The following is a 20,121-nucleotide window of genomic DNA, read 5'->3' on the forward strand; positions in this document are numbered from 1 at the left end:
GAACCTGATGGCCGAGGCCGCCCGGCAGACCACCGGCTACAGGTTCGCCTCCACCGAAGACCGGGAAGCGATCGTCGGCCTCGTGGTCGACGCCGCCGAGTCCGTGTCGCTGCGGCTGACCCCGCCCGAGCTCGCTTCGAGCCCCGCGGCGTTCCGCCGCCCGGATGGCACATCAGTGTTCCGGCCGAAGCACTCGGCCGTGTTCTCCTCCGAGGTTCTGCTGGCGGCCGAAGACCGCCTCCTCGAGCGCGCCCGCACCACTACCGGCCCGACCGTGCCGTTGGCGACGGTAGAGCGGATCACGGCCCGGCCCGACCGGGAGGGCCGCACCCTCGGCCCGGACCAGGCGGACGCGTTGGCGAGGATCGCGCTGTCAGGCCGGATGATCGACGTGCTCGTAGGGCCGGCCGGGGCTGGGAAGACGACGGCGATGAACGCGCTGCGCCGAGCGTGGGAGCACGAGCACGGCCGAGGCTCTGTCGTCGGCCTCGCTCCGTCCGCGGTCGCGGCGCACGTCCTCGCCGACGACCTCGGGATTGCCGCCGAGAACACGGCGAAGTGGCTGGACACCCACGACCGCACCGGGGCCACGTTCCGCCGGGGGCAGCTCGTCATCGTCGATGAGGCGTCGATGGCCGGCACCCTCGCCCTCGACCGCATCACCGCCCTCGCCACCGCGGCCGGGGCGAAGACGTTGGTCGTCGGGGACTACGCTCAGCTCCAGTTGCCGACCGCGGCCGGCGCCTACGCGATGCTCGTCCACGACCGGGATGACGCCCCCGAGCTCACCGCCGTGCACCGCCTCGCCCACGCCTGGGAGAAGACTGCCTCCCTCGGCCTGCGCCACGGCGACACCAGCGTCATCAACGCCTACGCGGACCACGGCCGCATCGCCGAAGGCGACAGCGAGGCGATGGTCGAAGTCGCCTACCGGGCGTGGCGCGCCGACACGCTGGCCGGGCGGGCGGCGGTGCTCGTGGCCGACTCCAACGAAGCCGTGCTCGCCCTCAACCGGCGAGCCCGCGCCGAGCTGATCCTTGACGGCATCGTGAACGCCCTCCGCGAAGTCGAACTGCACGACGGCACCCGCGCCGCCGCCGGGGACACCGTCATCACCCGACACAACGACCGGCGCCTGCGCTCCGGGCGTGGCTGGGTCAGCAACAGCAACAGGTGGACGGTCACCGACGTCCGCGACGACGACTCCCTCGCCCTCCGCCGTGCTGGCCGGAAGCGAGGTGGCTCCGTCGTGATCCCGGCCGACTACGCGGCCGAGCATCTGGAGCTCGGCTACGCCGTCACGTCGCATTTTCGGAGAAGTATGAACGGTCTGGACGCCTGGGGGTCAAGAGGTCGTGGGTTCAAATCCCGCTAGCCCGACCACATTCACGAGGCCGGAGTCCTGCAGCGCAGGGCTCCGGCTTCGTCGTACCCGGGGCCGGGCCACCTTTGCCGCCACTCCCCGTCGGTCGGGCGGGCGGTTCAGGCTGCGAACAGCACGTGCGTGTCCGGCACGACGGCCCGGCCGCCGAGGGCCCTCAGTTCCAGCAGGCAGGCCGCGCCCACCACCTCCGCACCCCGTGCCTCGATGAGCCGTCGGCCGGCGGCGAGGGTGCCGCCCGTGGCGAGGACGTCGTCGAGCAGGAGCACCCGTGACCCGGCCCGCAGGTCCTCGGAGACCTCGATGCTCGCGGTCCCGTACTCCAGCGTGTAGTCCGCGCGGGCTGCGGGCGCCGGGAGGCGCCCGGCCTTGCGCAGCGGCACGAGGCCGGTGCCTGTCAGGACGGCGGCCGCCCCGGCGAGCAGGAACCCGCGGGCCTCGAGGCCGGCCACGAGGTCGAACCGCCCCTCGAACGGCGCCACCAGGGCCTCAACACACTCCCTCAGGGCGCGGGCGTCGGCGAGCAGGGGCGTGATGTCCTGGAAGGCCACGCCCGGGCTGGGATGGTCGGGGACCACACGGATGAGCGAGCGGGCACGGGCGATCTCGGAGGTGACGGACACGGCCTCCACTCTAGGACGGACGCCGCCCGGGCCGCGGATGTGATCGGCGTCATCGGGCGGGGAGTTTGCTCTGGCTCCCTCAGGGGAGGACAGTAGATCGGTGGAAAATCCCCAGAATCCTCTCGCGGGCCGCGTGCCCGACGTCGAGCCGTCCGCCCGCGTGGCGGCGTCGACGGCCACCCGTCCCGACGACGCCACCCCCGACTGGCGCGGCCGCCCGTTCCTCGGCCAGCCCGGCCCGCTGGCGAACCTGTTCTCCGTGGAGCTGTGGGAGCGCTTCTCCTTCTACGGCATGCAGGCGATGCTCGTGTACTACATGTCCTGGACCGCCGCGGAGGGCGGCCTCGGGATCGACCCGGCCGTGGCCACGGGCATCGTCGGCGCCTACGGCGGCATGGTGTACGTGTTCTGCATCCTCGGCGGCTGGGTCGCCGACCGCCTGCTCGGTTCCGAGCGCACCATGTTCGTCAGCGCCGTCGGGATCATGTTGGGCCACATCGCGCTGGCCCTCGTCCCGGGCGTCCCGGGCCTGACCCTGGGCCTCGTGCTCGTCGCCGTCGGTTCGGGCGGCCTCAAGGCCAACGCCACGAACCTCGTCGGCTCCCTGTACTCCCGCGAGGACCCCAAGCGCGATGCCGGCTTCTCCATCTTCTACATGGGCGTGAACATCGGCGCCCTCTTCGGCCCGCTGCTCACCGGCCTGGCACGCGACACGATGGGCTTCCACGTGGGCTTCGGCCTCGCCGCCGCCGGCATGGCCATCGGCCTGACGCAGTACGCCCTGACCCGCAAGAACCTGCCCACGGACGTGCACCGGGTCCCGGATCCGCTGCCGCGGTCGCAGTACGGCCGCTGGGGCCTGATCGGCCTGGGGATGGTCGCCGTCGTCGTGGCCCTGTTCCTCACGGACGTCATCACCCTGGACAACCTCTCCGACGCCGTCGTCGTGCTCGCCGCCGTCGCGGCCATCGCGATCTTCGCGGTCCTGCTGACCTCGACGAAGGTCTCGGAGGAGGAGCGCTCGCGCGTGAAGGCGTTCATCCCGCTGTTCATCGGCACGTCCGTGTTCTTCGCCCTCTTCCAGCAGCAGTTCACCGTGATCGCGCTGTACTCCGAGCACCGCCTCGACCGGAACCTGTTCGGCTGGCTCATGCCCATGGAGTGGGTCAACTCCATCAACCCGATCTTCATCATCGTGTTCGCCCCGGTGTTCGCCGCGCTGTGGACCAAGCTGGGCACCCGCCAGCCCGCCACCCCGGTGAAGTTCGGCATCGGCATCGTCCTGATCGGCATCGCCTTCCTGCTGTTCATCCCGGTGGCCGACGTCGCCGCCGTGCCGCTGCTGTGGCTGACGCTGATCCTCTTCGTCTGCACCATGGGCGAGCTGCTCGTCTCCCCGGTGGGCCTCTCCCTGGCCACCAAGGTCGCCCCGCGCAGCTTCCCGGTGATGATGGTGTCGCTGTACAACCTGTCCGTCGCCCTGGGCACGGCCCTGGCCGGCTCCCTGGCCGGCTCCTACTCGGAGCAGAACGAGGTGGGCTACTTCGGCACGATCGGTGCGGTCACCCTCGGCGTGGGCCTGATCGTGCTGGCCATCGCCAAGCCGGTGCGTCGCGGCATGCGCGGCGTGCTCTGAGCACGCCAGTGGCGCGAATCACGCGCCGCTCGGTAGTCTGCGAGACGACGTCATCCCTCCCGACCACACAAAGGACGCGCACTCCATGAGCTCCATCCCCGAAGGCCTGAAGTACTCCGCCGAGCACGAGTGGATCGCCGAGGCCGGTGCCGCCGGCACGGTCCGCGTGGGCATCACCGACTTCGCCCAGGATGCGCTGGGTGACGTCGTGTACGTGGACCTGCCGGAGGTCGGCACCGAGGTCACCGCGGGCACCGCGGTGGGCGAGGTCGAGTCCACGAAGTCCGTCTCGGACATCTACGCCCCGGTCTCCGGCACCGTGGCCGCCGTCAACGACGAGCTCGACGGCGAGCCCGGCCTGGTCAACTCCGCCCCCTACGAGGGCGGCTGGCTGTTCGAGATCACCCTCGCGGACGAGGCCCAGCTCGAGGGCCTCATGGACGCCGAGGGCTACGCCTCGCACACCAGCTGAGCCCCGTCCGCCGTCGCCCCGCCGCCGGCCGGCGGGGCGGCGGCGTCCCCTTCGTCTCTCCCTCCGGCGCCGCGGCGCCGGCCGCCGCACAGGAGCACCCCATGAACCAGCCCGGACGTGAACCGGACCTGTCCACCTCCGCCATCAACCTCACCGAGCTGGCACCGCTGGTCTCGGCGGACCTCACCCGCGAGGAGTCGGACGCGATCCGCGCCCTCCCGGCCGGTTCCGCGCTGCTGCTGGCCCACGAGGGCCCGGACCAGTCCGCCCGCTTCCTCCTGGACAAGGACGTGGTCTCCGTGGGGCGCCACCCGGACGCGGACATCTTCCTCGACGACGTCACCGTCTCCCGTCGTCACGCGGAGTTCCGGGCCGAGGACGGTGGCCATCGGCTCGTGGACCTGAACTCCCTCAACGGCACCTTCGTGAACCACGACCGGGTGGACGAGATCCTGCTGCGCTCCGGGATGCACGTGCAAATCGGCAAGTACCGGCTCACGTACTACGCCGCGCCGGCGCGGGGCTGAGCCGTCATCCCCGTGATCGATCCGCGCCCGCTCCCCGACGCCATCCCCACCGCCCGCCCTGCGGGCCGGCTGGGCATCGGCGAGGTCGTGGCCGCCCTCGAAGCCGAATTCCCCGGCGTCACCGCGTCCAAGGTGCGCTTCCTGGAGGACCGCGGCCTCGTGCTGCCCGAGCGGACCCCCGCCGGCTACCGGCGCTTCCGGCCCGAGGACGTGGACCGGCTCCGGTTCGTCCTCGCGCTGCAGCGCGACCACTTCCTGCCGCTCAAGGTCATCGCCGACCACCTGGCCGCGCTGGACCGCGGCGAACGCCCCACCGGCCTGCCCGGGACCGCGGCGGTCCCGGCGTCCTCGGACGCGGCGCGGCTCGGCCGCGAGGTCGCCGGGGGCCGCCGGTCGTGGACCCGCGCCGAGCTCGCCGCCGAATCCGGGGCGGGCGAGGAGCTGCTGGCCGAGCTGGATCAGTACTCGCTCCTGCCCGTCGATCCCGACGGCGGCTACCCGAGCCACGCGATGGACGTGGCTCGGGCCGCCGTCGTGCTCGCGGGCCACGGCCTGGAGCCCCGGCACCTGCGCCCGCTGCGGGCCGCGGCCGACCGCGAACTGGGCCTGGTGGAGCGCGCCGTCGCCCCGCTGCAGGCCCGCCGCGACGCCGGCACCCGCCCCCGCGTGGCCCGCTCGGCACGCGAGATCGCGCAGGCCAGCCTGCGGCTGCATGCGGCCCTCGTGGCCGTGGGGCTGGAGCAGTGGGATGACTGAGCCGCGCCCCGTGCCCGCCGACGACGCCGGCGACGTGCCGCTCTCCGTGCTCGGCGTGCGCGTCGAGCTGCCCGAACAGCACCACGTGATCCTGCTGGTGGATCCGCCCGGCCGCACGATGATCCCGCTGTGGGTGGGCGCGCCCGAGGCCGCCGCCGCCGCGCTCGCGCTCGAGGGCGTCCGCGCGCCCCGGCCCCTCACCCATGAGCTGCTCCTGGCCGCCGTGGACGCCCTGGGCGCCGAGGTCGTGCGGGTGCGGCTCACCGAGGTCCGCGACGAGGTCGTGCACGCCGAGCTCGTGCTCTCCACCGGCGCCCGGGTCGACGCCCGCGCGTCGGACGCCGTCGTGGTCGCCCTGCGCGCCGACGCCCCCGTGCTCGGCAGCCCCGCCGTGCTCGCGGACGCCGGCATGCCGGCGCGGACGGGGGAGGAGGACGCCGGCCAGGAGCGCGCCGTCGAGGACTTCCGCGACTTCCTGGACACGGTGCGCCCCGAGGACTTCGCCTGAGCGGAGCCGGCGCGACACGGCGCGGTCTCGCCGCCGGCTTCGTTGACCGTCCCCGGACCCGCGCGTACCTTCGAGGGGAAGAGGGCCCCGCCACCCGGAGCGCCTCCGTCGCCCTCCCCACGGTCACCGGGGAGCGCCGCCACGGTCACCGGCGGCACACGACGGTCGCGTCCCCCTCCCCGCACCGGGGGCCCCGCACCAGGAGGTTCCCCGTGACACCCACTGCAGGTCCTGGCCGGCCCCCCGCGCTCGGCGCCCAGGGCACGCTCTTCGACGAGGGCAGGACCCAGGGCGACGACGTCGGCTTCCGCGGTCCCACCGCGTGCAAGGCCGCCGGCATCACCTATCGCCAGCTCGACTACTGGGCCCGCACGGATCTCGTGGCCCCCACGGTCCGCAGCGCCTCCGGCTCCGGCTCCCAGCGGCTGTACTCGTTCCGCGACATCCTCGTCCTCAAGGTGGTCAAGCGCCTCCTGGACACCGGCGTCTCGCTCCAGCAGATCCGCACCGCCGTGGGCCACCTGCGCGAGCGGGGTGTCGAGGACCTGGCGCAGATCACCCTGATGAGCGACGGCGCCTCGGTGTACGAGTGCACCTCGGCAGACGAGGTCGTGGACCTCGTCCAGGGCGGCCAGGGCGTCTTCGGGATCGCCGTCGGCCGCGTGTGGCGCGAGGTCGAGGGCAGCCTCGCCGAGCTGCCGCGCGAGAGCGTGGTGGGCGCCCCCGAGCCGGGGGACGAGCTGGCCGGGCGGCGTCGGGCCCGCCGCTCCGCCTGACCCTCCACCGCGGGCGCCCCGGAGGGCCGAGCCAGTCATCTTTCGTCTCGCAACGGTGACTGTGCGCGACATGAGGCGGAACTCCGGCGCGGTGTGACACACTGCCAACCATGACCGCACCTGTCGAGAACTTCACCCCTCCAGAGGACGCGGCCGGGTCGACCGGAGCCGGCGCCGTCTTCTCCAAGGTCTTGGTGGCCAACCGCGGCGAGATCGCCGTCCGCGCCTTCCGCGCCTGCTACGAGCTGGGCGCCCGCACCGTCGCCGTCTTCCCCTACGAGGACCGCAATTCGATCCACCGCCAGAAGGCGGACGAGGCCTACCGCATCGGCGACGAGGGCCACCCCGTGCGCGCCTACCTCGACGTGGACGAGATCATCCGCGTGGCGAAGGACGCCGGGGCCGACGCGATCTACCCGGGCTACGGCTTCCTGTCGGAGAACGCCGGCCTGGCCCGCGCCGCGGCCGAGAACGGGATCACCTTCGTCGGCCCGCCCGCCGACGTCCTCGAGCTGACCGGCAACAAGGTCGAGGCCCTGCGCGCGGCCAAGCGCGCGGGCATCCCCACCCTGGCCTCCTCGGACCCGAGCGCCGACGTCGAGTGGCTCCTGGAGCAGGCCGAGGAGATCGGCTTCCCCATCTTCGTCAAGGCCGTCGCCGGCGGCGGCGGCCGCGGCATGCGCCGCGTCGAGCGCCGCGAGGACCTGCGCGGCTCCCTCGAGGCCGCGATGCGCGAGGCGGACACCGCCTTCGGCGACCCCACCGTGTTCCTCGAGCAGGCCGTCCTGCGGCCGCGGCACATCGAGGTGCAGATCCTCGCCGACGGCGAGGGCAACGTCGTGCACCTCTTCGAGCGGGACTGCTCGCTCCAGCGCCGCCACCAGAAGGTCATCGAGATGGCCCCGGCCCCGAACCTGGACGAGGAGATCCGGCAGGCCCTGCACCGGGACGCCGTCGCCTTCGCCAAGGAGATGGGGTACGTCAACGCGGGCACCGTCGAGTTCCTCGTGGACACGGCGGGCGAGCGTGCGGGCCAGCACGTGTTCATCGAGATGAACCCCCGCATCCAGGTGGAGCACACCGTGACTGAGGAGGTCACGGACGTGGACCTGGTGAGCGCGCAGCTGCGCATCGCCGCCGGCGCCACCCTGCCCGAGCTGGGCATCACCCAGGACGCCCTCCAGGTCCGCGGCTTCGCCATCCAGTGCCGCATCACCACCGAGGACCCGGCCAACGGCTTCCGCCCGGACACCGGCACCATCACCGCCTACCGCTCGGCCGGCGGCTCCGGTGTGCGCCTCGACGGCGGCACCATCTACGCCGGTGCGGAGATCAGCCCCCACTTCGACTCCATGCTGGTCAAGCTCACCTGCCGCGGACGCGACTACGCCACGGCGGTGCGCCGCGTGCGCCGCGCCCTGGCAGAGTTCCGCGTGCGCGGCGTGGCCACCAACATCCCGTTCCTGATGAACGTGATGGACGACCCGCAGTTCCTCAGCGGCGACGTCGCCACGGACTTCATCGACAAGCACCCCGAGCTGGCCACGGTGAACCGCTCCCAGGACCGCGGATCCAAGGCCCTGCAGTATCTCGTGGACGTCACCGTCAACCAGCCGCACGGCCCGCGCGTCGAGGGCATCGACCCTCGCGACCGCCTCCCCGAGCACCCGGGCGACAAGCACCAGGAGCCGGACCGCTCGCCCTTCGACGGCCCGAGCCGGAACGAGGACGCGGTGCCCCCGCGCGGCTGGCGTCAGGTGCTGCTGGAGCAGGGCCCCGAGGGCTTCGCCCGCACCCTGCGTGAGCAGACCGCGCTGGCCGTCACGGACACCACGTTCCGCGACGCCCACCAGTCCCTGCTGGCCACCCGCGTCCGCACGCGCGACCTGCTGGCCGCCGCCCCCGCCGTCGCGCACACCCTGCCGGGGCTGCTCTCGGTGGAGGCCTGGGGCGGGGCGACGTACGACGTCGCGCTGCGCTTCCTCCACGAGGACCCGTGGCAGCGCCTCGAGCTGCTGCGCGCGGAGCTGCCGAACATCCCGATCCAGATGCTGCTGCGCGGCCGCAACACGGTGGGATACACGCCGTACCCCACCGAGGTGACGGACGCGTTCGTGGCCGAGGCCGCGGCATCCGGCGTCGACGTGTTCCGCATCTTCGACGCCCTCAACGACGTCGAGCAGATCACCCCGGCCATCGAGGCGGTGCGTGCCACGGGCACCGCCGTGGCCGAGGCGGCCCTGTGCTACACGGGCAACATGACGGACCCGAAGGAGACGCTCTACACGCTCGACTACTACCTGGGCCTCGCCCGCCGGATGGTCGACGCCGGCGCCCACGTCCTGGCGATCAAGGACATGGCGGGCCTGCTGCGGCCCGCCGCGGCGCGCGAGCTGGTCACCGCCCTGCGCGCCGAGTTCGACCTGCCCGTGCACCTGCACACGCACGACACCGCCGGCGGTCAGCTGGCCACCCTGCTCGCAGCGGCGGAGGCCGGCGTGGACGCCGTCGACGCGGCCACCGCGTCCATGGCGGGCACCACCAGCCAGGTGCCGCTGTCCGCCCTGGTGGCGGCGCTCGAGCACACGGAGCGGGACACCGGTCTCGGCCTCGAGGCCGCCACCGCGATGGAGCCCTACTGGGAGTCCGTCCGCTCGGCGTACGCGCCCTTCGAGGCGGGGCTGCCCGCCCCGACCGGCCGCGTGTACCACCACGAGATCCCGGGCGGCCAGCTGTCCAACCTGCGCACGCAGGCGATCGCGCTCGGCCTGGGGGAGCGGTTCGAGGCCATCGAGTCGATGTACGCCGCGGCCGACGACCTGCTCGGCCACCTCGTCAAGGTCACCCCGTCCTCCAAGGTGGTGGGCGATCTGGCGCTGCAGCTGGTCGGCTCCGGCGTGGACCCGAAGGAGTTCGCGGAGCGTCCGCAGGAGTTCGACATTCCGGACTCCGTGATCGGCTTCCTGCGCGGCGAGCTCGGCGACCCGCCCGGCGGCTGGCCGGAGCCCTTCCGGACCAAGGCCCTCCAGGGTCGCCGCGAGGGCGCGGGCATGGTGGAGATCTCCGCGGAGGACTCGAGCGCCCTCGGCGAGGCCGGACAGACCCGCCGCGGGGTGCTGAACCGCCTGCTCTTCCCCGGCCCCACGAAGGAGTTCGAGGCGCACCGCGAGGAGTTCGGGGACACCGTCACCCTGCACGCCCGCGACTTCCTCTACGGCCTCGTCCCCGGGCGCGAGCACGTCATCTCGCTCGGACGCGGTGTGCGGCTGCTCGCCACCCTCATGTCCGTCTCCGAGCCGGACGAGAAGGGCATGCGCACCGTGATGGTCACCCTGAACGGCCAGCTGCGCCAGATGACCGTCCGCGACCGCTCGATCGAGTCCACCGTGCGGACCGCGGAGAAGGCGGACCCCGGCACCCCCGGCCACGTCGCCGCCCCGTTCGCGGGCTCGGTCACCGTCCAGGTGGCCGAGGGCGACGCCGTCGAGGTCGGCCAGGCGGTGGCCACGATCGAGGCGATGAAGATGGAGGCCGCGATCACGGCCCAGGTCGCGGGCACCGTGCGCCGCGTGGTCACGGAGGGCATCACGCCCGTCAACGGCGGAGACCTGCTGCTCGTGATCGAGTGAGCCCCGCGTGAGCCCGCCGCCGGCGGGCCGCCCCACGGGCCCGGACGCCACCGCGTCCGGGCCCGTGCCTATCCTGGGAGGCATGGCCACCACTGCGGAACACCACGACCTGCTCATCATCGGATCCGGATCGGGGAACTCCCTGGTCAGCGAACACTGGAAGGGCCGGAGCGTCGTGATCGCCGACTCCGGCCCGTTCGGCGGCACCTGCCTGAACGTCGGCTGCATCCCCACCAAGATGTACGCCTACCCGGCCAGCCTGGCGGCGCTGCCGCCCGAGGCCCGGAGCCTCGGGGTGGGGCTGGAGTTCACGGGCGCCGACTTCCCGGCCATCCGGGACCGCATCTTCACGCGCATCGACGGCATCAGCCGGGACGGGCTGCGCCACCGCCGGGATGATCTGGACTACACGAGCGTGATCCAGGAGGAGGTGCGCTTCGTCGGTCCCCGCCGCGTGCGCACCGCCTCGGGTCGGGAGATCACGGCGGACCAGGTCGTGGTCGCCGCGGGGTCGCGGCCCACCCTCCCGGAGATCCCGGGCCTGGACCTGCCGTCGGTGCACACCTCGGACACCGTCATGCGACTGGATCGGCTGCCGCGGCGGCTGCTCGTGGTGGGCGGCGGGTTCATCGCCTGCGAGTTCGCGTCCGTCTTCGCCGGGCTGGGCACCGAGGTCGTCCAGGTCAACCGCGGCCACCGGCTGCTCAAGCAGCACGACATGTCCGTGTCCACGACGTTCACGAAGATCGCGGCCCGGCGGTGGGACCTGCGCACGGGGTGGACCCCGGCCGGGATCGAACCGGTCGAGGACGCCGAGCGGGCCGCGGACGGCTGGGTCCGGGTGCGCCTGGATCGCGCGGAGGGCCAGGAGCAGACCGGCATCGTGGAGGAGGCCATCGAGGCGGACGCGGTGCTGATCGCGGTCGGCCGGACGCCGAACACGGACCGCCTCGACCCCGCCGCCGCGGGACTGGACGTCACCGACGACGGCATCCTGGCCAGCGACGAGCACCAGCGCGCACTCTCCGACGGCGCGCCGGTGGAGGGGGTCTACGTGCTCGGGGACGTCGCCAACACGTGGCAGCTCAAGCACGTGGCCAACCACGAGGCCCGCGTCGTCGCGCACAACCTGGAGCATCCGGACGACCTCCGCGCCAACACGCTCGGCCCCGTGCCGGCGGCCGTGTTCACCCACCCGCAGGCGGCCTCCGTCGGGCTCACGGTGGAGCAGGCGCTCGCCGACTACGGCGCGGACGCGATCACGGTGAAGACCCAGCCCTTCGGGGACGTCGCCTACGGCTGGGCCATGGAGGACACCGAGGGTGTGTGCACCGTCGTCGCGGAGAAGGCCACCGGACGGATCCTGGGCGGGCACATCCTGGGGCACGAGGCCGCGAACCTCATCCAGCCGCTCGTGACCGGCATGGCGTTCGGCATCGACGCCCACCGGCTCGCGCGGGGCCAGTACTGGCCCCACCCGGCCCTCACCGAGGTCGTCGAGAACGCGCTGCTGGGCCTGGACGTGCCGGACTCCGGTCTGCTCTGACCGGACCCGCGGGGACGACGAGGCCCGGCCGCGGGGGCCGGGCGCCGTCGTCGAGGGGCGTTCAGTTCTGCGGGGCGGGCTCCCCGTAGATGTCCGCGATCTGCGCGGCGAAGTCCTTCATGATCGCCGACCGGCGCATCTTCAGGGACGGGGTCACATGGCCCTCCTCCAGGGAGAAGTCGCGGTCGAGGATGCGGAACTCCCGGATCCCCTCGGCGCGCGAGACCAGGCTGTTGGCCTTGTCCACGGCCTCCTGGATGTGACGGCGCACCGCGTCCTCGCGTGCGGCCGCAGCGACGTCGAGGTCCTTCGGCAGCCCGTTCGCGGCGAGCCACGCGGGCAGGGTGTCGGTGTCGAGGGTGACGATCGCCGCGATGAAGGGCTTGCCGTCGCCGACCACCATCACCTGGGAGACGAGCGCGTCGCTGCGGATCGCGTCCTCGAGCATCGCCGGTGCCACGTTCTTGCCGCCGGCCGTCACCAGCAGCTCCTTCTTGCGGCCGGTGATCGTGAGGAAGCCGTCGTCGTCCAGGGCCCCGAGGTCGCCGGTGCGGAACCAGCCGTCTTCGAAGGCCTCCTCGTTCGCCTCCGGCCGGTTGTGGTAGCCGCGCATCAGCGACGTGCCGCGCGTGAGGATCTCGCCGTCCTCGGCGATCCGCACCTGGTTGCCGCCGAGGGGGTGTCCGACCGTGCCGATCTTCAGCCGGTCCGGCCGGCCCACGGTGATGGGGGCCGTCGTCTCGGTGAGGCCGTAGCCCTCGAGGATGGTCACGCCCACGCCGCGGAAGAAGTGCGCCAGGTCGGTGGAGAGGGGGCCGCCGCCGGAGACCGCGTACGCGAGCCGGCCGCCCATGGCCGTCCGGATCCGGCGGTAGACCAGCGCGGAGTAGAACGCGCGCTGCAGCCGCAGGGGCGCCGTCATCTGGCCCGAGTCCAGCGCCCGGGACCAGCGGATCGCCACGTCCGCGCCACGGCGGAAGATCTTCTCCTTGCCGCCGCTCTGCGCGTTGAGCAGCGCCGCGTTGTAGATCTTCTCGAACACGCGCGGCACGGCCAGCACGAAGCTCGGCTGGAAGGTCTGCAGCGAGACCGAGAGCCGCTTGATGTCCGAGACGTGCCCGCAGCGTGCGCCCGCGGCGACGGTGAGCACCGAGACGAAGCGCGCGAACACGTGCGCCAGGGGGATGAACAGCACGGTGGAGGTGTCCTCGCGGACGACGTCGCCGAGCGAGGAGGACAGGGTCTGGTTGACGAGCTCCGCGAAGTTCTCGTGCGTGAGCTCGCAGCCCTTGGGCCGGCCCGTGGTGCCGGAGGTGTAGATGATGGTCGCCAGGTCGGCCAGGCCGGCGGAGGACCGGCGCGTCTCGAGCTCCTCATCGGTGACGTCCGCGCCCAGGGCGACGAGCGCCTCGAGGCCGGAGCCGGGGGCGCCGTCGGCCGGGTCCATCGTCCACAGGCCGATCAGCTCCGGCAGGCCCTCGCGCTGCACCGCGTCCCGCACCGTCTTGGCGAGGTCCTCGTTCCCGGTCACGACGGCGCGCACGTCCGAGTCCTCGATGATCCAGGACACCTGGCTGACGGAGGAGGTCTCGTACACGGGCACGGTGACCGCGCCGGCATACCAGATGGCGAAGTCGACCAGTGTCCACTCCAGGCGGGTGGAGGCCAGGAGACCGACCGTCTCCCCGGGCTGGATCCCGGCGGCGATGAGCCCCTTGGCCAGGGCCCGCACGCGTTCGCGGGCGTCCCGGGCGGAGACGTCCGTCCACTGGTCCTGCGCGTCGGGCACCGCGAAGAGGCCGTGGTCGGGACGCTCCGTGGCCTGGCGTTCCAGGAAGTCCGTGATGTTCGCCTCCGGGGACAGGCGGGGGTGGTGGTACGGCTCGCTGATCTCGTGCATGGGACTCCTCGGGCGTCGGGTCGGTCCCGCCGACCGATGGTCGGCGGAACGGAAGTATGTGTGAGTCGTGTCACGCACACTCTACAACCGGCAGCGGCAGGGTCCGGGCGCGACTCAGTGCGTCGTCATGGCGGCGACCGCGCTCCGGCCGTGGTCGATCAGCAGCGGCAGGTCGTAGTCGAGCGTGGCGACGTGGCGGCTGCGGGGCAGTCCCACCACCTCCACGGGGGCCTGGCGCAGGCCCCGCACCAGGGTCCGGTGGCTCGAGGCGGGCACGACGGCGTCGCGGGCGGACCGGTAGACCGTCACGGGAGCGGTGATCCGCGGCAGGGCGCGGCGGGCGGCCCGCTGGATGCGGCCGAGGGCGGCGACGCCGGCCACCGGCGTGCGGGGGTAGGCGCGCTCGCGCGCCGTCGGGTCCGCGATGTCGTCCGCGATCGGGGCGACCGTGGGGACGAACGGGGCCAGCAGCGGGGCGAAGGGGGCGAGCGGGCTGGCGAAGCGCAGCGCGGGGTTCACCACGAGCACCCCGGCCACGGGTCGGTGGGCGGCGGCGTCGAGCGCGAGGGCGCCGCCCATCGAGATGCCCGCCATGACCACGCGGCCGTGTCGGGCGAGCTCGAGGTCCACGACGGCCCGGACGGCGGCGCGGATCTCGTCCGCACCGGTGGCGGCGAGGTCCTCCCACCGGGTGCCGTGCCCCGGCAGCAGGGGCACGCTCACGGGGGAGCCGCCTGCCGCGAGCCCCTCGGCCCAGGCGCGGACGGAGGCCGGAGTCGAGGTGAACCCGTGCAGGAGCACGACGCAGTGGTCGCGCCGGGCGGGAGCGGCGGGCATGAGGCGCAGGGGGAGGTCTTCGGGGGCGACGGCGACGGGGCGGGGCATGGTGCCAGGGTAAGGCAGGCGGACCATACGATGGGCAGGCACCCGACCGCCCCGACCGGAAGGCCCTCGTGTCCACGTTCTACTGGTCCGCCAAGACGTTCGCCGTGGCTCCGGCCACCCGCCTGCTGTTCCGCCCCTGGGTGAAGGGCCTCGGGAACGTGCCGGCCGAGGGCCCGGCGTTCCTGGCCAGCAACCACCTGTCCGTCTCGGACTCGGTGTTCATGCCGGCCATGCTCGACCGCCAGGTGCACTTCCTGGCCAAGCACGAGTACTTCACCGGCCCGGGCGTGAAGGGCTGGGTCACCCGCCGGTTCTTCGAGGCGGCGAACCAGCTGCCCATGGACCGCTCCGGCGGAGAGGCGTCCCTGCGCTCGCTGGACGCGGGCCTCGAGGCGCTGCGGGAGGGCCGGCTGCTCGGGATCTACCCGGAGGGCACCCGCAGCCCGGACGGGCGGCTGCACCGCGGCAAGATCGGCGTGGCCAAGCTCGCGCTGGCCTCGGGCGCGCCCGTGGTGCCCATCGCGATGATCGGCACGGACCGGGTGCAGCCGATCGGCCATGTGCTGCCGCGGATCCGGCGCCTGGGCATGATCTTCGGCGAGCCGCTGGACTTCTCCGACCGTGCCGAGGCCGTCGGCGACCCCCGGGTGCTGCGGGAGGTGACGGACGAGATCATGGAGGCCATCCGGCGCCTGTCGGGCCAGGAGTACGTGGACACCTACGCGGCGGACGTGAAGGCGGGCCGTACGGCCGCTCCGCCACGCGCCCGCGACTGAGCGGGGCCCGCGCGTCGTCATCCGGGGACGCTCAGACCGGGGCGCGGCACGCGGCCCCTAGCCTGGTGCACATGACTGAAGACCCCCGCGAGAAGATCCTGGCCTTCGGCACCGCCATCTCGGAGGGCGCCGCCGACATCCCCGGCCTGGACCACTGGCGCTCGCTGCCGATCGCGCAGGCGCCGTCCTGGGCGGACGAGGCCGATCACCGCGCCGCCGTCGCCGAGCTGAGCGCCCTGCCCCCGCTCGTCTTCGCGGGCGAGGTCGACCTGCTGCGCGCCCGTCTGGCCGACGTCGCCCAGGGCCGCGCGTTCCTCCTGCAGGGCGGCGACTGCGCCGAGACGTTCGCCGGGTCCACCGCCAACCGGATCAGCGCCCGGGTGAAGACCATCCTGCAGATGGCCGCGGTGCTGACCTACGGCGCCTCCATGCCGGTCGTGAAGATGGGCCGGATCGCCGGCCAGTTCGCCAAGCCGCGGTCCTCGGACACGGAGACCCGCGACGGCGTCACGCTGCCCAGCTTCCGCGGCGAGATCGTGAACGGCTACGAGTTCACCGAGCAGGCACGCCGGCACGACGCCCGACGGATGGTGCAGGCGTACCACACCTCCGCCTCCACCCTGAACCTGGTCCGCGCCTTCACCCAGGGCGGCTTCGCCGATCTGCGCAGCGTGCACCAGTGGAACCAGGGCTTCATGGCCAACCCGGCCTACGCCCAGTACGAGGAGATGGCCGCCGAGATCGACCGCGCGGTCCGCTTCATGAACGCCGCGGGCGTGGACTTCGAGGCCATGCGCCGCACCGAGTTCTACTCGGCCCACGAGGCGCTCCTGCTCGACTACGAACGTGCCCTGACCCGCGTGGACTCACGCAGCGGCGACCCCTACGCCACGAGCGCCCACTTCCTGTGGATCGGCGAGCGCACCCGCCAGGTGGACGGCGCCCACGTCGACTTCCTCTCCCGGGTCCGCAACCCGATCGGCGTGAAGCTCGGCCCGACCACCACGGTCGCGGACGCGCTCGAGCTCGCCGAGCGGCTGGACCCGGAGCGCGAGCCGGGCCGCCTGACCTTCATCACCCGCATGGGTGCGGAGCGGATCCGGGACGTGCTGCCCGGCATCGTCGAGGGCGTCCGCGACGCGGGGCTGGAGCCGGTGTGGGTCACCGACCCCATGCACGGCAACACCGTGACCGCGGCCAACGGCTACAAGACCCGCCGGTTCGAGGACGTGATGGACGAGGTCAGCGGCTTCTTCGAGGTGCACCGCGAGCTCGGCACGCACCCGGGCGGCATGCACGTCGAGCTGACCGGCGACGACGTCGCCGAGTGCCTGGGCGGCTCCGACCCGATCAACGAGGCCGACTTCGACGCCCGCTACGAGACGCTGTGCGACCCGCGGCTGAACCACCAGCAGTCCCTGGAGATGGCGTTCAAGGTCACCGAGGCCCTCTCGCACCCCGAGCGCCGCGCGCCGCGGGCCTGACCGCGCGGCCGGGCACGCCCCGGCTCAGCCGACCCAGACGTGGACCGCGGTGCCCTCCGGCAGCGCGGTCCCGGCGGCGGGGGACTGGTGCAGGACCCGGGACTCGCCCCGGGCGGAGAGCGGCAGCGGCAGGCGATGCACGCGGGCGTCCCAGCCCTCGTCCGCCAGCGTCGTGTGCGCCGTCTCCGGATCCTGCCCGGTCATGTCCGGCACCGGGCGCACGGCGCGGCCCTCGGAGAGCACCACGCGGACCGCGGTGCCCGGCGTCGCCTGCTCGCCGGGGGCCGGGTGCTGCTCGATCACGGCCCCGGCCGGCACTGCGGGATCGGTGCGGCGCTCCGCGACCTCCACGGTGAATCGGGCGTCCCGGGCCACGCCGTGGGCCTGCCGGATCACGACGCCGGTCAGGTCGGGCACCGGCACCGGCGCGGGGCCGGCGGAGACGGTGAGCTCGACGGGGGCGCCGCGCCCCGCCGGCTCCCCGGCCGCGGGTGAGCTGGCGACGACCGTGCCCTCCGTGCGGAGTTCGTCATGCCGGGCCGTGACCGCCGCGGTGAAGCCCGCGGCGGTCAGCCGTTCCTCCGCCGCCTCCCGGGCCAGCCCGTCGAGGTCGGGGACCACCGCCACACCACCGACTCCGAGGCCGCCGGAGCCCAGCGTCCAGCCCAGCAGCAGGGCGACGCCGGTGAGCAGCAGGGTCACGGCCGCGCCGATCGCCGCGGCCCGGCCGGTGCCCTGGCCGAGGTCGAGGGCGGGGCGGCGGGCCGCCCGACGCAGCCGCCGCCGGGAGCCGCGCCCCGGATGCCGGTCCGCCGGAGCGGGGTCGAGCCCGAGCGGGCCGATCGGCTCCGCCGGGCGCGCGGCGGGCCGCGGGTCGCCCCCGTGCGTCGCCACACGGGTGTCGATGACGTCGGTCATGTCCTCGTCGAGGTCGGACTCGGCCAGGGCGGGGAGCACGCGCGTCGCGTGGTGGTCGCCGGCGTCGAGGGCCCGGGTCTCCAGGTTCCCGTCCGGGGCCGCATCCTCGAGGCCATCGGCGGCGGGGCCGGTCGGGGCCGGGTCCGCGCCCGGGCCCTCGGCGGGCTGCGCGGCGGGGCGGCGGTCCGGTGCGTCGGGGTCCAGGCCCGCCGCCACGGCCTCGATGCGGTGCAGGAGCTCGCCGGCACCGGCGGGCCGGTCGGCCGGGTCCGGCTCGGTGCACCACAGCACGAGGTCGTCGAGGTCCTCGGGGAGCCCGGGGTGCAGCGTGGACGGCACGGGGACCCGCTCGTGGACGTGCCGGTAGGCGACCTGCAGCGCGGTCGCCGCGGTGTACGGCTGGCGGCCCGTGAGCAGCTCGAACAGGATGATGCCCACGGCGTACACGTCGGAACGGGCGTCGGCGGGCGCCCCGGCGATGTGCTCGGGGGCGAGATAGGCGGGTGTGCCCACGACGGCCTGCCCGGCCATGGTGTGGGCCGTGGCGGCGCGGGACAGGCCGAAGTCCGCGACCGTCACCCGGCCGTCGTCGCGGACGAGCACGTTCTCGGGCTTCACGTCCCGGTGCACCAGTCCGGCGCCGTGCGCGGCGGCCAGGCCGTCGACGAGCGGACGCAGGAATCGCAGCGCCTCCCGGGGCGAGAGCGGTGCACGGTCCCGGATGACGGTGCGCAGCGTGCGGCCGGGCACGTGCTCCATCACGAGGTAGGCCAGCACGTCGCCGTCCTCGGCCTCGGTGTGGCCCTGGTCCAGGACCGCGACGACGTGCGGATGGGACAGCCGCGCCGTCGTCTTGGCCTCCTGCTCGAACCGGCCGACGAGGACGGGGTCCTCCGCCAGGTGCGGGTGCATGACCTTGAGCGCCACCTGGCGGTCGAGACGCTCGTCCACGGCCAGGTAGACGGTGGACATGCCGCCCCGGGCCAGCCGCTCGACGACCCGGTAGCGGCCGTCGACGATGCCCCCCACGAGGGGGTCGCGGCGTGCGCTGCTCATCGTCCCAGGGTAGGACAGGCGGCGGACCCCTCGGGGCGGTCCGCCGCCGGCGGATCAGAACATCGCCATCGCGGCGCGCACCTTGGCCACGTAGTCCCGTGCCTCCGGGTTCAGGCCGCTGTCCAGCACCCCGCCGAGGCCCTGGTAGTAGGCCCCGATGCCCTCATCGAGGGTGGGGGTGCGGTCCTGCACGTACTTGATGAACGCGACGCCGGCCACCGCGTTGTCGTGGGGGTCCAGCAGGTTCAGCTCGCGGCCCACCAGCTCCGAGGCGAACTCGCCCGTGATCGGGATGACCTGCATCGCCCCCACGGCGTTGCCGGGGGAGACCGAGGCCATGCGGAAGCGGGACTCGGTGTACGCGTGGCCCAGGGCCAGGCGAGGGTCCACGCCCATCCGCTCGGCGGTCTCGCGGACGATCTGCTGCATCTGCTCGGGGGTGGGCTGCGGGACGGCGCGCAGCAGGCGCAGGTTCTCGTTCGCCGAGGCCGTCACGTGCGGCGCGTAGGTGCGCCCGAGGAAGGTGTCGCCGACCGCCTGGACGGCCGAGACCGGCTCCACCTCGAGGGTGCCGTCGGAGATCACGAGCACGTCGCCGGGGTGCAGCGTCGAGGCCCGCGTCAGGCCGTTGAGCTCGCGCAGACGGGGGATGGAGACCTCGAACCGCTGGGAGATCCCCCAGAGGGAGTCGCCGGAGACCACGGTGTACCGGACCGTCCCGCCGGCCGCCGTCGGGGTCGTCGACGCCGGCGCGGTGGCGGGGGTCGTGGTCGGGGCGGGCGACGCGGGGGCCTTCGGTGCGGCGGCCGTGCGCTGCGTGGTCAGGACCATGCCCGGGTGGAGCATGCTCGACGCGCTCATGCCGTTGAGCCGCTGCAGCTGCGCGGCGGAGACGCCGGTGCGGCGGGCGATGACCCACCACCCGTCGTTCGGCTGCACCGTGTAGGTCCCCGCGGCCGGGGCCGGGGCCGCCGCGCCGGTCAGGCGGAGCTCGTCACCCGGGTAGAGCACGGTCTCCAGGCCCAGGCCGTTGAACCGCAGCAGGTCGGCGACGGAGACGCCGCGGGCGGCCGAGATCCGGGTGAGGGAGTCGCCCGGGCGCACGGTGTGCACCGCCGCCTCCTGGGCGTGGGCCTGGGCGGGCAGACCGGTGAGCAGCAGCAGGGGCACCGCGCCGCCGGTCAGGACGGAGCGCAGGCAGCGGGAGCGGACGGGGGTGTGGGGCACGGCAGACCTCGGCATCGGATC

Annotated in this window: 16 protein-coding genes; 11 read left to right on the forward strand and 5 right to left on the reverse strand. The window is 73.6% G+C overall.

Annotated features, from left to right (window positions below; genetic code table 11):
* Nucleotides 1–1,375: AAA family ATPase (locus tag ACUJ8O_RS08340; protein ID WP_445373305.1), on the forward strand; the 1,375-nt coding region annotated here is incomplete at its 5' end.
* 107 nt (nt 1,376–1,482) lie between these two features.
* Here the strand turns inward: ACUJ8O_RS08340 and ACUJ8O_RS08345 are convergent.
* Complete coding sequence (locus ACUJ8O_RS08345; protein WP_043278777.1) at nt 1,483–2,004, reverse strand: adenine phosphoribosyltransferase; 522 nt, start codon at nt 2,002–2,004, stop codon at nt 1,483–1,485.
* A 100-nt stretch (nt 2,005–2,104) separates the two neighbouring features.
* Here ACUJ8O_RS08345 and ACUJ8O_RS08350 point away from each other — a divergent pair, with 100 nt between their 5' ends.
* From ACUJ8O_RS08350 to ACUJ8O_RS08385, 8 genes are all read left to right on the forward strand, one after another.
* Nucleotides 2,105–3,640, forward strand: a complete 1,536-nt coding sequence (locus tag ACUJ8O_RS08350) for a peptide MFS transporter (protein ID WP_036316670.1) — start codon at nt 2,105–2,107, stop codon at nt 3,638–3,640.
* 85 nt (nt 3,641–3,725) lie between these two features.
* A complete protein-coding gene (gene gcvH / locus ACUJ8O_RS08355) occupies nt 3,726–4,112 on the forward strand; it encodes a glycine cleavage system protein GcvH (RefSeq protein ID WP_002854607.1) in 387 nt (128 codons plus the stop codon).
* Nucleotides 4,113–4,213: 101 nt separating this feature from the next.
* Nucleotides 4,214–4,639: an FHA domain-containing protein gene (locus tag ACUJ8O_RS08360; protein ID WP_036340500.1), complete on the forward strand. Its 426-nt coding sequence runs from the start codon at nt 4,214–4,216 to the stop codon at nt 4,637–4,639.
* A 12-nt stretch (nt 4,640–4,651) separates the two neighbouring features.
* Entirely contained in the window at nt 4,652–5,395 is a 744-nt protein-coding gene (ftsR, locus tag ACUJ8O_RS08365) for a transcriptional regulator FtsR (protein ID WP_445373306.1), read from the forward strand.
* Nucleotides 5,388–5,903 carry a bifunctional nuclease family protein gene (locus ACUJ8O_RS08370; protein WP_078025830.1) on the forward strand — a complete coding sequence of 172 codons (516 nt, stop codon included), beginning with the start codon at nt 5,388–5,390 and terminating at the stop codon, nt 5,901–5,903. The genes ftsR and ACUJ8O_RS08370 overlap by 8 nt, the downstream gene beginning before the upstream one ends.
* 212 nt (nt 5,904–6,115) lie before the next feature.
* A complete protein-coding gene (locus ACUJ8O_RS08375) occupies nt 6,116–6,679 on the forward strand; it encodes a MerR family transcriptional regulator (protein WP_012750924.1) in 564 nt (187 codons plus the stop codon).
* Between the two features lie 110 nt (nt 6,680–6,789).
* The gene (locus tag ACUJ8O_RS08380) at nt 6,790–10,308 is read left to right on the forward strand and encodes a pyruvate carboxylase (protein ID WP_445373307.1); all 3,519 of its coding nucleotides are present in this window, start codon (nt 6,790–6,792) and stop codon (nt 10,306–10,308) included.
* An 82-nt stretch (nt 10,309–10,390) separates the two neighbouring features.
* Nucleotides 10,391–11,854 (forward strand): mycothione reductase, encoded by a 1,464-nt coding sequence (locus tag ACUJ8O_RS08385; protein WP_036316674.1) that lies wholly within the window; start codon nt 10,391–10,393, stop codon nt 11,852–11,854.
* Nucleotides 11,855–11,915: 61 nt separating this feature from the next.
* On the opposite strand, the gene ACUJ8O_RS08390 is transcribed toward ACUJ8O_RS08385, so the two are convergent.
* Both ACUJ8O_RS08390 and ACUJ8O_RS08395 read right to left on the reverse strand, forming a co-directional pair.
* Complete coding sequence (locus tag ACUJ8O_RS08390) at nt 11,916–13,754, reverse strand: AMP-dependent synthetase/ligase (RefSeq protein ID WP_036340491.1); 1,839 nt, start codon at nt 13,752–13,754, stop codon at nt 11,916–11,918.
* A gap of 114 nt (nt 13,755–13,868) precedes the next feature.
* The gene (locus ACUJ8O_RS08395) at nt 13,869–14,639 is read right to left on the reverse strand and encodes an alpha/beta hydrolase (RefSeq protein WP_036316677.1); all 771 of its coding nucleotides are present in this window, start codon (nt 14,637–14,639) and stop codon (nt 13,869–13,871) included.
* A gap of 68 nt (nt 14,640–14,707) precedes the next feature.
* Here ACUJ8O_RS08395 and ACUJ8O_RS08400 point away from each other — a divergent pair, with 68 nt between their 5' ends.
* Nucleotides 14,708–15,415, forward strand: coding sequence for a lysophospholipid acyltransferase family protein (locus tag ACUJ8O_RS08400; protein WP_445373308.1), 708 nt, complete (start codon nt 14,708–14,710; stop codon nt 15,413–15,415).
* Nucleotides 15,416–15,486: 71 nt separating this feature from the next.
* Complete coding sequence (locus ACUJ8O_RS08405) at nt 15,487–16,899, forward strand: class II 3-deoxy-7-phosphoheptulonate synthase (RefSeq protein ID WP_036316682.1); 1,413 nt, start codon at nt 15,487–15,489, stop codon at nt 16,897–16,899.
* 24 nt (nt 16,900–16,923) lie between these two features.
* Here the strand turns inward: ACUJ8O_RS08405 and pknB are convergent, their stop codons facing one another.
* A complete protein-coding gene (gene pknB, locus ACUJ8O_RS08410; RefSeq protein WP_445373309.1) occupies nt 16,924–18,873 on the reverse strand; it encodes a Stk1 family PASTA domain-containing Ser/Thr kinase in 1,950 nt (649 codons plus the stop codon).
* Between the two features lie 54 nt (nt 18,874–18,927).
* Complete coding sequence (locus ACUJ8O_RS08415; RefSeq protein WP_078025832.1) at nt 18,928–20,100, reverse strand: LysM peptidoglycan-binding domain-containing protein; 1,173 nt, start codon at nt 20,098–20,100, stop codon at nt 18,928–18,930.
* Nucleotides 20,101–20,121 lie beyond the last annotated feature (21 nt).

The sequence above is a fragment of the Micrococcus sp. EWR3.9.1 genome (assembly GCF_052615555.1).